At 52.2% G+C, this 11,868-nt stretch carries 16 protein-coding genes and 1 pseudogene; 12 read left to right on the top strand and 5 right to left on the bottom strand.

What is annotated here, in order from left to right; all coding sequences use genetic code 11:
* Positions 1–232: 232 nt before the first annotated feature.
* The 3 genes and pseudogenes from DFK18_RS13390 to DFK18_RS13380 all read left to right on the top strand — a co-directional run.
* Positions 233–1,285 (top strand): DUF262 domain-containing protein, encoded by a 1,053-nt coding sequence (locus DFK18_RS13390; protein WP_114418784.1) that lies wholly within the window; start codon positions 233–235, stop codon positions 1,283–1,285.
* Entirely contained in the window at positions 1,278–1,898 is a 621-nt protein-coding gene (locus tag DFK18_RS13385; protein WP_114418783.1) for an MAE_28990/MAE_18760 family HEPN-like nuclease, read from the top strand. The genes DFK18_RS13390 and DFK18_RS13385 overlap by 8 nt, the downstream gene beginning before the upstream one ends.
* A gap of 12 nt (positions 1,899–1,910) precedes the next feature.
* Positions 1,911–2,186 (top strand): annotated as a pseudogene (locus DFK18_RS13380) (HigA family addiction module antitoxin); the annotation flags it as partial.
* Between the two features lie 22 nt (positions 2,187–2,208).
* Here the strand turns inward: DFK18_RS13380 and slmA are convergent.
* From slmA to coaBC, 5 genes are read right to left on the bottom strand one after another with little or no spacing between them, the layout of a single operon-like run.
* The gene (slmA, locus tag DFK18_RS13375) at positions 2,209–2,817 is read right to left on the bottom strand and encodes a nucleoid occlusion factor SlmA (protein ID WP_114418781.1); all 609 of its coding nucleotides are present in this window, start codon (positions 2,815–2,817) and stop codon (positions 2,209–2,211) included.
* Between the two features lie 14 nt (positions 2,818–2,831).
* Positions 2,832–3,743 (bottom strand): acetylglutamate kinase, encoded by a 912-nt coding sequence (argB, locus tag DFK18_RS13370; protein ID WP_114418780.1) that lies wholly within the window; start codon positions 3,741–3,743, stop codon positions 2,832–2,834.
* Positions 3,744–3,758: 15 nt separating this feature from the next.
* Positions 3,759–5,138 (bottom strand): phosphomannomutase/phosphoglucomutase, encoded by a 1,380-nt coding sequence (locus tag DFK18_RS13365; RefSeq protein ID WP_114418779.1) that lies wholly within the window; start codon positions 5,136–5,138, stop codon positions 3,759–3,761.
* Positions 5,139–5,177: 39 nt separating this feature from the next.
* Positions 5,178–5,639, bottom strand: coding sequence for a dUTP diphosphatase (gene dut, locus DFK18_RS13360; RefSeq protein WP_114418778.1), 462 nt, complete (start codon positions 5,637–5,639; stop codon positions 5,178–5,180).
* Positions 5,640–5,641: 2 nt separating this feature from the next.
* Complete coding sequence (gene coaBC / locus DFK18_RS13355; protein WP_114418777.1) at positions 5,642–6,907, bottom strand: bifunctional phosphopantothenoylcysteine decarboxylase/phosphopantothenate--cysteine ligase CoaBC; 1,266 nt, start codon at positions 6,905–6,907, stop codon at positions 5,642–5,644.
* An 80-nt stretch (positions 6,908–6,987) separates the two neighbouring features.
* On the opposite strand from coaBC, the gene radC reads away from it, so the two are divergent.
* The 9 genes from radC to DFK18_RS13310 all read left to right on the top strand — a co-directional run bounded on the left by radC (position 6,988) and on the right by DFK18_RS13310 (position 11,865).
* The gene (radC, locus tag DFK18_RS13350; RefSeq protein ID WP_114418776.1) at positions 6,988–7,662 is read left to right on the top strand and encodes a RadC family protein; all 675 of its coding nucleotides are present in this window, start codon (positions 6,988–6,990) and stop codon (positions 7,660–7,662) included.
* Positions 7,663–7,799: 137 nt separating this feature from the next.
* Positions 7,800–8,036 carry a 50S ribosomal protein L28 gene (gene rpmB, locus DFK18_RS13345; protein ID WP_114418775.1) on the top strand — a complete coding sequence of 79 codons (237 nt, stop codon included), beginning with the start codon at positions 7,800–7,802 and terminating at the stop codon, positions 8,034–8,036.
* A gap of 20 nt (positions 8,037–8,056) precedes the next feature.
* On the top strand, positions 8,057–8,212 hold the full coding sequence (gene rpmG / locus DFK18_RS13340) for a 50S ribosomal protein L33 (RefSeq protein ID WP_091962166.1): 156 nt from the start codon (positions 8,057–8,059) through the stop codon (positions 8,210–8,212).
* 156 nt (positions 8,213–8,368) lie between these two features.
* A complete protein-coding gene (gene mutM / locus DFK18_RS13335; RefSeq protein ID WP_114418774.1) occupies positions 8,369–9,226 on the top strand; it encodes a bifunctional DNA-formamidopyrimidine glycosylase/DNA-(apurinic or apyrimidinic site) lyase in 858 nt (285 codons plus the stop codon).
* 48 nt (positions 9,227–9,274) lie between these two features.
* Complete coding sequence (locus tag DFK18_RS13330; protein ID WP_162299786.1) at positions 9,275–9,661, top strand: SirB2 family protein; 387 nt, start codon at positions 9,275–9,277, stop codon at positions 9,659–9,661.
* A gap of 2 nt (positions 9,662–9,663) precedes the next feature.
* Positions 9,664–10,191 carry a YcxB family protein gene (locus DFK18_RS13325; RefSeq protein ID WP_114418772.1) on the top strand — a complete coding sequence of 176 codons (528 nt, stop codon included), beginning with the start codon at positions 9,664–9,666 and terminating at the stop codon, positions 10,189–10,191.
* Between the two features lie 22 nt (positions 10,192–10,213).
* Entirely contained in the window at positions 10,214–10,600 is a 387-nt protein-coding gene (gcvH, locus tag DFK18_RS13320; RefSeq protein ID WP_114418771.1) for a glycine cleavage system protein GcvH, read from the top strand.
* Positions 10,601–10,606: 6 nt separating this feature from the next.
* Positions 10,607–11,056, top strand: a complete 450-nt coding sequence (locus DFK18_RS13315) for an acyl-CoA thioesterase (RefSeq protein WP_114418770.1) — start codon at positions 10,607–10,609, stop codon at positions 11,054–11,056.
* Positions 11,053–11,865 (top strand): DUF2971 domain-containing protein, encoded by an 813-nt coding sequence (locus DFK18_RS13310; protein WP_114418769.1) that lies wholly within the window; start codon positions 11,053–11,055, stop codon positions 11,863–11,865. Before DFK18_RS13315 ends, DFK18_RS13310 begins: the two co-directional genes overlap by 4 nt.
* The last annotated feature ends 3 nt before the right edge of the window (positions 11,866–11,868 follow it).

Here is an 11,868-nt window from a genome sequence, read left to right as displayed (position 1 = left end):
TCCTGGGTGTAGTGGTGGCCTGTTTATGCAGTTTGATGTTCATGAATACGCTCCTGAATGATCTGCTGAAGGAGACCCTTTGCAGCAAGCAAAGGATAACTCCTCAATGAGATTTGATCATCCGGAACCTGACAGCTAGGTAGATTCGATGAGAATGGCAAATCACTTAGTTATAAATTGAGTTTGCCTTTGAAAAAAATATTGATAAGTGATCAAAAAGGTTGGTGAGATAATGAGTGATTTGGAACAAGAGATTTTAAGCGGTAGAAATAGTTTGTCAGCTGATCGACTTGACATGTCGTTTGGTGAACTAATGAATATGTATTCAAATGATGAATTGGTAATTGATCCTGAATTTCAAAGGTTATTTCGCTGGGATTTTGAACAAAGATCTAGATTTATTGAATCTATACTTCTAGGTATTCCGATACCGTCAATTTTTGTTGCTGAAGATACGGATGGTAGATGGGAAATAGTAGATGGCCTTCAACGACTATCCACAATCTTTTCATACTTCGGAATGCTGAAGCACACTCCTGAAAAAAATGGATGGGCACTTGTTGCCGGTGATGTGGTTGACTCTCTCGATGGGCTTGAAGTAACGGACCTTCCAATTAAATACCAGTTGAATATAAAGCGATCTGTATGTCGAATTGAGGTTGTTAAATGGGACAGCCATTACGATATGCGTTATGAGCTTTTTAATAGACTGAATACTGGCGGTTCTCCCTTGACTGACCAAGAGATAAGAAATTGTATATTTCGTGGTATTTCAGTTGACTTTACCAACCTTATAAAAGAGCTTTCATCAAGTGAGGATTTTGTCGATTTAATTCAGCCAACACAAAAACAAAAGGATGAGCTGTATCTGGATGAATTGGTTCTTCGGTTTTTTTCTCTTTTTCAGAATCATGAGAAAGTTAACAAAAATCTATCTGACCATATGACTGAATATATGAGAATGGCTACAAAAAAAGAAATTGACTATGAAAGTAAGGTGGATTCGTTTAATCGAGTTGTTAAAATAGTAAGGCCTATTGGTAGAAGTGCTCTGAGTGGTAGAAATGGTCAGATTTCAACAAGCCTCTATGATGGGGTTTTTAATGGGGTGGCAGGTAATATTGATTATTATGAAGAGGCGGGTGATCAAAAGATCAGAGAGAAAATAGAAGACCTTAAACAGGATGATGAATTCAAGAAGGTTTCCGGGGTGGCATCTAACTATAAGGAAAGAGTTAAAAAGAGGATTGAAAGAGCCTTAGAGGTTTTTGCGCCACATGAGTAACTTGCAATCACTTCTTTGTTTGGAGTTGGATGCTTTGCATAGTAAGATGTATAAGTGTAAAACGATACATCTTAGATATTCAATGCTCCCCGAGCATAAAGATTTCTTGATTCGCCAGTCAGTGTTAGGAGTATATGCGGAATGGGAGGGGTTTGTTAAGAAGTCGGTTTCTCTTTATCTGCAAGAAATAAATAGGGAGCGTGTCTCATTCTCTAATCTGCATGATTATTATATTTCTTATCAAACTGACAATGTGGCCAAGTTTAAATCACCAAAAACAAAACTTGAAACTATTGCGAAATTATCTAGAGAGTTATTTGAAATGTATAAGGGGCCTGTTGTTTTCAGTACTGCGGTTAATACAGAGTCAAATGCGAACTTGAAGGTAGTGAATTCAATACTAAAGAAATTGTGTCTGGAATGTCTTGCTACTAACTATGAATCTCAGCTTAATAAACTATTGAGGTTTAGGCATTCTATAGCTCATGGTGATGAGGGTATTCCGGTGAAGCAGAAGGACGTAGATAGCTTTACCTTGCTTGTTCAGGATTTGGCGACTGATCTTGCTTTATCAATTAATTATGGATTTCAAGATAAAGTGTATTTAGCTTGAACGCCAGGCGAGTTACTAAAGGAAGAGTTTCTTGAGCCTATGGGGATTTCCCAATACCGTTTGGCAAAAGAAATTGGAGTACCTGCCCAGAGAATGGGCCAAATTGTTGCAGGTAAGCGTTCAATTACTGCAGATACTGATCTGCGCTTGTGCCGTTTCTTTGGTTTATCCAAGGGTTATTGGCTGCGTGCTCAGGTTGCCTATGACCTAGAGGTTGCAGAAGCTGCACTTGCCGAGCAATTGAAAGCGATTCGTCCCTGCCCTGCTGCTACAGAAATTAGCACCTGAATCAGTTGCTGTTTACTCCGAATTAAACCACCAACCCTTCCGCCAGATGTTGCCATTGCACCGGCCATTCCTGGGTCGGGGGGCGTTTAAAGCCACTACGTACATACTGGACGATGCGTCCTTCCACGATGGCCAGCAGCATGCTGGCTGCGGCGGTGGTGGATAAGGCCACCTTTTTGCCTTCACGGATTTCCGTTTCTCTGAGCACCTGCTTGATCTGGCTTTCGATGCGGTCGAACAGGCGGGTAATGCGGTTACGCAGTTCTTCATCTTCACCCACCAGGGCATCGCCGGTCAGCAGGCGGCAGAGACCGGGGTTGTGCTCGGCAAAACCCAGCAACAGGGTCAGGAGTTGATCGCAGCGCATCAGTGTGGACTGATGCTGCTGCAGGATCATGTTGATGCGGGTAAAGAGGCTATCCTCAATAAACTCGATCAGGCCTTCATACATCTTGGCCTTGCCGGGAAAATGCCGGTAGAGGGCGGCTTCGGAGACGCCCACATTTTTGGCCAGGGAAGCCGTGGTAATTTTGACTTCCTGGTTTTCCAGCATCCTGGCCAGTGCCTGCAGAATTTCGTCCCGGCGCTGCGACTTCTTTTTGCGAGTTGTAGTTGAAGACTGGTTTGCCACTTTTAACCTACCTGTTAACTGGAAGCTTGATTGGTGATCAGTGTTCCCACCCCGGCATTGGTGAAGATTTCCAGCAGGGTAGCATGGGGAACGCGGCCATCAATGATATGGGCTGCCTGCACGCCATCCTTGACGGCATCCAGCGCACAGCGGATTTTCGGCAGCATGCCACCATAGATGGTGCCATCGGCAATGAGCTCATCCACCTGTTGCGTGGAAAGCCCAGTGAGGACCTGACCGTCCTTGTTTTGCAGACCGGCCACATTGGTGAGCAGAATCAGTTTTTCCGCTTGCAGGGCATCGGCCACCTTGCCCGCAACCAGATCGGCATTGATGTTGTAGGAAGCGCCTTTAGCATCCACACCGATGGGAGCGATTACCGGAATAAAATCTCGGCTGGCCAGCATTTCAATCAGCGAGGTATCGACGGATTCAACTTCGCCGACATGGCCGATATCGATGATTTCCGGGGCGGTCATCTCCGGTGTCTTGTGTTCAACCTTGAGTTTTTTGGCACGGATCAACTGGCCATCCTTGCCGGTGATGCCAATGGCCTTGCCGCCCGCCAGATTGATCTGGTTGACGATCTCCTTGTTGACCAGTCCGCCCAGAACCATCTGCACGACATCCATGGTTTCGCTGTCGGTGACCCGCATGCCATTGACGAAACGCGATTCAATTTTCAGGCGATCCAGGAGTTCACCGATCTGGGGGCCGCCGCCATGAACCACAACCGGGTTGATGCCGACTTCCTTGAGCAGGACGACATCACGACAGAAGGAGTCGATCAGGTCATCTTCGGTCATGGCATTGCCGCCGTACTTGATCACCAGCGTCTTGCCGGAGAACTTCTGGATGTAGGGCAGGGCTTCGGATAAAACTTTAACCGTGGTCTGGGGACTGTTTAATGATGCTGTCTGGGTCATGTTTGGCGCTCTAAATTAAAATTCCAGGTTCAGGGAAGAATCAATTTTCTGCAGGGACTCGCGGAAGCGCCCAGCAATGCGATCCAGGGCTTCCTGTGTCTGGCCTTCAAAGCGGAGCACCAGCATCGGCGTGGTGTTGGAGGCCCGGCAAAGTCCCCAGCCGTCTTCATAATCAACCCGGATACCATCCAGCGTGGTTTTCTGACCGTCACCAAATTCTCCTTCATTGGCCAGGCGTTCGACCAGAGCAAATTTGTTTTCATCGGTAACGGTAATGTTGATTTCCGGGGTGGAGATATTCTGTGGGTAGCGATCAAAAAACTGATCGGCATCCTGGTCCTGACGAGCCAGGATTTCCAGCAGGCGGGCGGCGGCATAAAGACCGTCATCAAAGCCCAGCCAGCGTTCCTGGAAGAAAATATGACCGCTCATTTCCCCGGCCAGCAGGGCACCGGATTCTTTCATACGTGCCTTGATCAGGGAATGACCGGTGCGGTACATCTCTGCTTTTCCGCCCGCCTGGGTGATGACATCGCCCAGCTTGCCGGTGCATTTGACGTCGTAGATGATGCGTGCTCCCGGGTGGCGCTCCAGCAGGTCTTCGGCAAAGGCCATCATCAGGTGGTCGGGGTAGATCAGGCGTCCTGAAGGGGTGATCACACCCACCCGGTCACCATCGCCATCAAAGCCCAGGCCCAGGTCGGCTTTTTGCTCCTTAACCTCGGCAATCAGATCCTGCAGGTTTTCCGGCTTGCCGGGGTCGGGGTGATGGTTGGGAAAGGTGCCGTCGATTTCAGTGAACAGAGGAATGACTTCACAGCCCAGCTCCTGCATCAGGCGCGGAGCCAGTTCGCCCGCTACGCCGTTGCCGGTATCCACGACCACTTTCAGTGGCCGCTGCAGTTGGACGCTTTCCAGAATGGCGGAGAGGTAGTCCTGGCGCATGTCCTTGGATTTTTCGAAGCCTTCACCACGTTTAAAGTCCTGCTCGGTGATGCGGCGGTAGAGATCGCTGATGGCTTCGCCGGACAGGGTTTCTCCGGCCAGAACACATTTAAAGCCGTTGTAGTCGGGTGGGTTGTGGCTGCCGGTGACCATGATCCCGGACTGGGTGCCAGCCAGGGTTTTAGCGGCGTAATAAAGCGTTGGTGTGGGCACCTGACCGATGTCGATGACATCACAGCCGGTTTCGATCAGGCCTTCTTTCAGGGCTGCGAGCATGTCCGGGCCGGAGATGCGACCATCGCGGGCCACTACCAGGGTGTGTTCGCCACGGGCGGCAGCTTCCGAGCCCAGGGCCAGACCAATTTGTTTAACGATTTCAGCGTTCAGCGTTTTTCCAACCTGGCCGCGGATATCATAGGCGCGGAAAATGGAAGCAGGCACAGCGGTCATTCAGATGTCCTCAGTCAATTTTGTTTTTGGATTCAACTTTTAGTGGCGGCCCGAGCTACCAAAGCCGCCTTCGCCCCGGGCGCTGGTATCAAAGTCATCCACAACGTTCAGTTCGGCCTGGATTACGGGAACAATCACGTACTGGGCCAGGCGTTCTCCCGGCTCCAGGGTGAAGCTCTTTTGTCCACGGTTCCAGACGGAGATCATCAGTTCGCCCTGGTAGTCGGAATCAATCAGACCCACCAGATTGCCCAGGACGATACCGTGTTTATGGCCCAGACCGGAGCGGGGCAGAATCATTCCCGCCAGTCCGGGATCGGCCAGATGGATGGCCAGGCCGGTTCTTACCAGTTGGGTGTCACCGGGTTCCAGAACCAGAGGTTCATCCAGCAGGGCACGCAGATCCATGCCTGCCGAGCCTTCGGTGGCGTAGCTGGGCAGGGGCAGATCTTTGCCGATTCGGGGGTCGAGAATTTTTACATCAAGTTGAGGTTGCTTCATTTTTACTTGGCATCCTGAGCGGAATAATAGAGGTTGCAGATTTCCTTTAACAGCTGTTGGCTGATAATTTTTTTGCTCGCCCTGTCCAGGGGCAGGCGCTCGATGGGGGCGTCTGTCAGGGGCTTTTCAATCGGGCGGTAAAGCAGGGTGACCTGGTTGTCATCGCTGCCAAAGCCGATGGCGCTATCACTGACATCATTGGCCACAATGGCATCCAGCTTTTTCCTGATCAGTTTCTGGCGTGCATATTCTTCGACCTCGCGGGTCTCGGCAGCAAAACCCACGCAAAAGGGGCGGGGTTCGCTGGCTGCTACCGTAGCGAGAATATCCGGGTTTTTGACCAGCTTGAGGGTCAGCTCATCATTGGCTGAGGTCTTCTTGATTTTGTGTTCGGACTGATCGGCTGCACGATAGTCGGCCACAGCGGCACAGGCGATAAAAATATCGGTTTCCTGCAGGCGCTTTTGGCACTCGTCCAGCAGTTCCTGGGCGCTGCTGATGTTGATTCTTTCCACACCCTCGGGAGTGGGCAGATCCACCGGCCCCGAGATCAGGATGACCCGGGCACCCAGTTGTGCCGCTGCCTCGGCCAGAGCAAAGCCCATTTTGCCGGAGCTGTGGTTGGACAGGTAGCGCACCGGGTCCAGGGGTTCGCGGGTCGGGCCTGCGGTCAACAGCAGGGTCAAGCCTCGGGCGGGTTGATCCTTGGCCGGTGTGGCCTTAGTGGTTAAAGCCTCTAGGTAAGCAAACAGGTCTTCAGGTTCGGGCAGACGGCCCTGACCTAGATCGCCACAGGCCTGCTCACCTTCACCCGGAGGAATCACCTGGTAGCCAAAACCCTGCAGGCGCAAGAGATTGCTTTGTGTGGCGGGGTGGCTCCACATACGTTGATTCATGGCCGGGGCTAGATGGATCGGGGCTTCTGTGGCCAGACAGAGGGTGGTTAACAGATCATCAGCCATGCCCGCAGCCAGGCGGGCGAGAAGATCAGCCGTTGCCGGGGCAATGATGACTTCATCCGCCCAACGGGCCAGTTCTATGTGGCCCATGCCGGCTTCGGCTTCTTCATCCAGCAGGGTGTCATGAACCGGATGGCCGGTGAGCGCCTGGAAGGTCAAAGGCTGAATAAAAGCCTTGGCTCCCTGGGTCATGACGACCCGGACCTCGGCACCCGCCTTGACCAGAAGACGTGCCAGATAAGCTGATTTATAGGCAGCGATGCCACCGCTGATACCCAGAAGTATCCGTTTGTTGGCCAGACCTGTCATGGATCAATTAACTCAGCAGAAAAAGGAGGCTAACCTTACCATGTTTCCGCATTTACTGAGAAATGGACAAGGAGGCCAGGATGGCGATCAGGCATTGGCCAGCAGAGGAACGCCCCAGGGAAAAACTCTTGTATCAGGGCGCGGAAGTCCTCTCTGATGCAGAACTTCTGGCCATCTTTCTGCGTACCGGGGTCAGCGGCAAGAGTGCGGTGGAGCTGGCCCGCCAGCTGCTGAATGAATTTGGTGGGCTGCGCCCCTTATTAAGAGCGGGGCAGAAGGAGTTCTGTCGCCATCTGGGGCTGGGGTCGGCCAAGTATGCTCAACTGCAAGCGGTTCTGGAGATGTCGCGCCGTCATCTGGAAGCCGAGTTAAAACGAGGTGAAGGTCTGACCAGCCCGCAAGCGGCCGGTCGCTACCTGAAAGCCCAGCTGCGTGATCTACCCCATGAAGTCTTTGCCCTGCTGTTGCTGGATAACCAGCATCGGGTGCTGCATTTTGAAGTTCTTTTTCGCGGCACCCTGGATGGTGCTTCAGTCTATCCGCGTGAAGTGGTGAAGCTGGTTCTGGCGCATAATGCGGCAGCAGTCATCCTGGCGCATAACCATCCCTCCGGGATTGCCGAGCCCAGCGGCGCTGATGAGCAGATTACCCGCCGCCTGAAAGAGGCGCTGGCGCTGGTTGAGGTCAGGGTTCTGGATCATTTGATTATCGGGGATGGAGAACCAGTGTCTTTTGCTGGCCGAGGTCTGCTATAATAGCGCGGCTTTTTCCTGAAACTCGTTTTTCTTGTTTAAAACCCAAGGTATTGCTTGTCTGCAAGCGGCCTTTTTGGTATAAAGCGCCCTTTCATTTTTTCATCACCTTGCGCCCTAAGATCGACTGGAGGCACACAATGTCCATGGTTTGCCAAGTTACCGGCAAGAAGCCGCTAACTGGGAACAATGTTTCCCACTCACAGCGTAAGACGCGTCGTCGTTTTATGCCTAACCTTCACGTTCACCGTTTTTGGGTTGAATCCCAGAAGCGCTTTGTCAAACTGCGCGTTTCCACCAAGGGTCTGCGTTTGATTGATAAACTGGGCATCGAGCAAGTACTGGCCGATATCCAAAAACGTGGCGAAAAAGTCTAATCCCCTGAGGAAGTGGAATTATGCGTGAGAAGATCAAGATGGTATCTAGTGCTGGCACTGGCCACTTTTATACCACTATGAAAAGCAAGCGTAACACCCCTGAAAAACTGGAGCGTAACAAGTATGATCCAGTGGTACGTAAGGTTGTTCCTTACAAAGAAGCAAAGATCAAGTAATTTGCTTGGGTGTGTTGCCTGAAAAACCCGGACTGGAGACAGCCCGGGTTTTTTTATGCCTGAAATTAGATACAGATGGAATAAACCCGGCCACTGCAAAAACAGGCCTCTAGGGTATACTGTGATGTTTTAGCGGATCGATCTGAGGTCTGGTTGATGCCGGAACTACCGGAAGTTGAAACAACGCGCCGGGGAATCGCACCCTGGCTGGAAGGGCGTCAAATCGCCTCCTTGGAGGTGCGTGAGCCACGTTTGCGCTGGCCGATCCCCGAGACTTTGCCCGAGCACTTGCGAGGGCTTTGGATCGGTCCTTTGCAACGCAGGGCCAAGTACCTGCTGATGCCGCTACAAGCGGGGCCGCAAGAGGAAAGCAGGGAGGGCCTGATCTGGCATCTGGGCATGTCCGGTAGCCTCAGGCTGGTCGAGGCAGACTCTGACTGGAAAAAGCACGATCATCTGGAGTTGACCCTGCAGCCGCAAGCGGATGCAAGTACACCACCGCTGCGATTGCGCTACCATGATCCCCGACGTTTTGGTTTTTTGCTCCAATATCAGGATGATCCTTTGCAGCATCCGCGTTTGCTGAAACTGGGTCCGGAACCCCTGAGCGAGGATTTTTCCGGCGAGCTTTTGTATCAGCGATCACGCGGGCGTAAGCAGGCGGTGAAAAGTTTTATTATGGATGCTGCCCAGGTAGTGGGTGTCGGCAATATCTATGCAACCGAGGCGCTCTTTCAGGCGGGAATTGATCCGCGCCGGGCAGCGGGACGAATTTCCCGTCAACGCTACCAGCGCTTGGCTGATAGAATTAAGGAGCTGCTGGCAGCGGCCATTGCTCAGGGAGGCACAACCCTTCGGGATTTCGTCAATGGACAGGGCGAGCCGGGATATTTTGCCCAACAGCTACTGGCTTATGGTCGTGCCGGGCAGGCTTGTCCGACTTGTTCGCAAACCCTGCAGGAAGTCAAAATCGGCCAAAGAGCCAGTGTTTACTGTCCTCAGTGCCAGAACTGAGGTGAAGAGATTGATAACCGGATTAAAGAGGTAAGCCCGATGGGATACATGGCCTTTAAACATGTGCATCTACTTTTTGTGGGGCTGACATTTTTGCTTTTTGTCGTCCGTAGTGGCGGACTGCTGCTGGGTTTTCACGGGGTTAACAAAGCCTGGGTGAAACGCAGTCATCATCTGATCGATCTTTTGGTGCTGCTGTCGGCCCTGATGCTTTGCTATACATTGAATCTCTGGCCTTTTTACAACAGCGACTGGGTGACCGCCAAGTTTGTCGGCCTGCTGGTTTATATGGGCCTGGCCGGGTTTGCATTGCGGCGGCGTAGCTATGCCGGTCTGCTCCTGGCCCTGTTGCTTCTGTTTTATATCGTCTGGGTTGCGATTAACAAGCAACCCTTCCCGCTGCCGATGCCAACACCGGCTACCAGCGGGGCGTGACGATGCAATTCGATTACTGCTGGAACGAACGCCAGTATTTGCGGGCCGGTTTTTATGATTACCTGCTGGGTGCCCAGCAGGGAAGGCGTCGCCTGCTTCTGGGTGTCGTTCTGATTTCCCTGGTTGCCCTGCTGGCATGGAAGTGGCTGGATCGGGGCTTCCAGCTGGTGGATTCTGTTTTGATTATCCTGGGGGGCGTCTGGTTGCTGGCTCGCACCCGGCTGCTCCTGTGGATGTTTCGGCGCTCTTTTCACCGCTCCGGACAAAAGGATCTGCAACTGCACCTGGAACTTACCGAAGCAGCACTCCGGGTTCAGGTTGATGATCATGAACCCCAGGATTATCCCTGGTCGGAGATGGAAAGAATCGTGCAAACCGAAAGGGGGTTTTTGATTTATCCTGGCCCCTTCTGGCTACCGCTTGATGGTTTGCAGGGTGAGGTTAAAGCTAGCGAAGTGGCTGCTTTTTTAAAGCGTCAGGTCGCTAATTATCAGGATAAAAGTCACTATCAACTCAAGACCTCTATTTAGGGGTGATCAGTCAGGAAAGGGCATGTCTCAAGAAAAGCGTTTTTGTTCGACTCATCAATGGGTAGAGTTTTCCGAAACAGGCCGGGTAAAGATCGGGATCAGTGATCATGCCCAGGATGCACTGGGCGATATCGTCTATGTGGAATTACCCGCTGCCGGTGCTGAATTCAAGGCAGGCGAGGCTATTGCCACGATCGAATCAGTCAAGACGGCTTCGGAGATTCAGTCACCGGTGAGTGGACGTCTGATTGCTGCTAATGAGCAGTTGGAAGATGATCCCGAACTTCTGAATGAAGCGCCCCTGGCTACCTGGGTCTTTGAGCTGGAGGTGGATTCCGGGGTTTTTGCCCGCGAATGGGCCGAGCTTCTGGATGAAGATGCCTATAACCAGTATCTGGCTGACCAGTAAAGCACCATGAGTTGGGATTTGCCGCAGCCTTTTATTCTGCCCCTGGTGATCGGTCCTGAGGCGATTGATCACTACGGGCATGTGAATAATGCCGAGTATCTGCGTTTTATTGAAAGAGTCAGTTGGGAGCATTCCCGTCATCTGGGCCTGACCCTGGAGGACTACCGGCGTCTGGACCGGGCCATGGTGGTGGTACGCCACGAGCTGGATTATCTGGCCCCGGCCTATGAAGGCGATGAGCTGGAAATTGCCACCTGGATCGTGGACAGTGACCAGCGCATGACCCTGACCCGCCGTTTTCAATTAGTGCGCCTGTCGGACCGCAAAACCCTGCTCAGAGGCAGAACCCGTTTTGCCTGTGTGTCCCTGACTCGTCATCGACCCAGACGCCTGCCGGAGGAATTCCTTCAAGTCTACCTGCCAGCCATGACGGATGAATCCCAGACCCGCTTATGAAAGTTTACCTGTACCTGACCCCGCGCCAACTGGATGTTCTGCGTCATGCCCGCCTGCATTTTATGGCGGTCACTGAACAGGCTGATCCCTGGCAGCAGAATGCCCGCATGATTTCCCGCAAGGGTATACGCATTACCGAAGCTGAATTCCAGAAGGAACTGGAACGCCAGTTCAAGGCCTTGCCCGATCAGCTCAAGGGGTTGATGACCTGGGAGGCTTTTCAGAAGGAAGCCGGTAAAAAACGCGCCAAGATCGAAGCCCAGATGAAGCAGAAGCGCCAGGGCAAGCCGCCGGTGATGCCCAATCCCCAGGCTTATGAAGATCTGGGGGTTTGTCGTTTTTTCACCCGGCCGGATAATCCCCTCTTGTGGGAGCGTTATGCGGATCAGCACCGGGGGATCGTTCTGGAGTTCAACACTGACTACCCCAAGTTCAACACCCAGAAACAGGTGCTGCGTCCGGTCATCTATGATCAACCCCGGCCGACAGCCGATCATCCCATGAAGCCTTTTCCGGCACTCTTTCATCGCCCCAAGGAGTATGCGGCAGAAGAGGAGGTGCGCTTGATTAGGCCCTTGAGCGAAGCTAAGGACAGCAAGCCTTTAAGCAATGGCCAGCAGGTGTATTTCTATCCCTTCCCGCCGCGTTCACTGGTCTCGGTCACCCTGGGAGTGAATCTGAGTGCCGACACCCGTGAGCAGGTTGAGCGAATTCTCAATTATGACCTCAAATACAAGCCGGGCCGTACGCTACGCGAAGCCCTGCTGGACCCGGATCAATTCAAACTCCATCTGAGAGGCACTCTGTAATTC

Origin of the sequence: Marinospirillum perlucidum (assembly GCF_003336805.1) — a bacterium.
Taxonomy (GTDB): Bacteria; Pseudomonadota; Gammaproteobacteria; order Pseudomonadales; family Halomonadaceae; genus Marinospirillum; species Marinospirillum perlucidum.
Note: the sequence above shows the minus strand (reverse complement) of the source record. Positions and strands in the feature narration are given on the sequence as shown.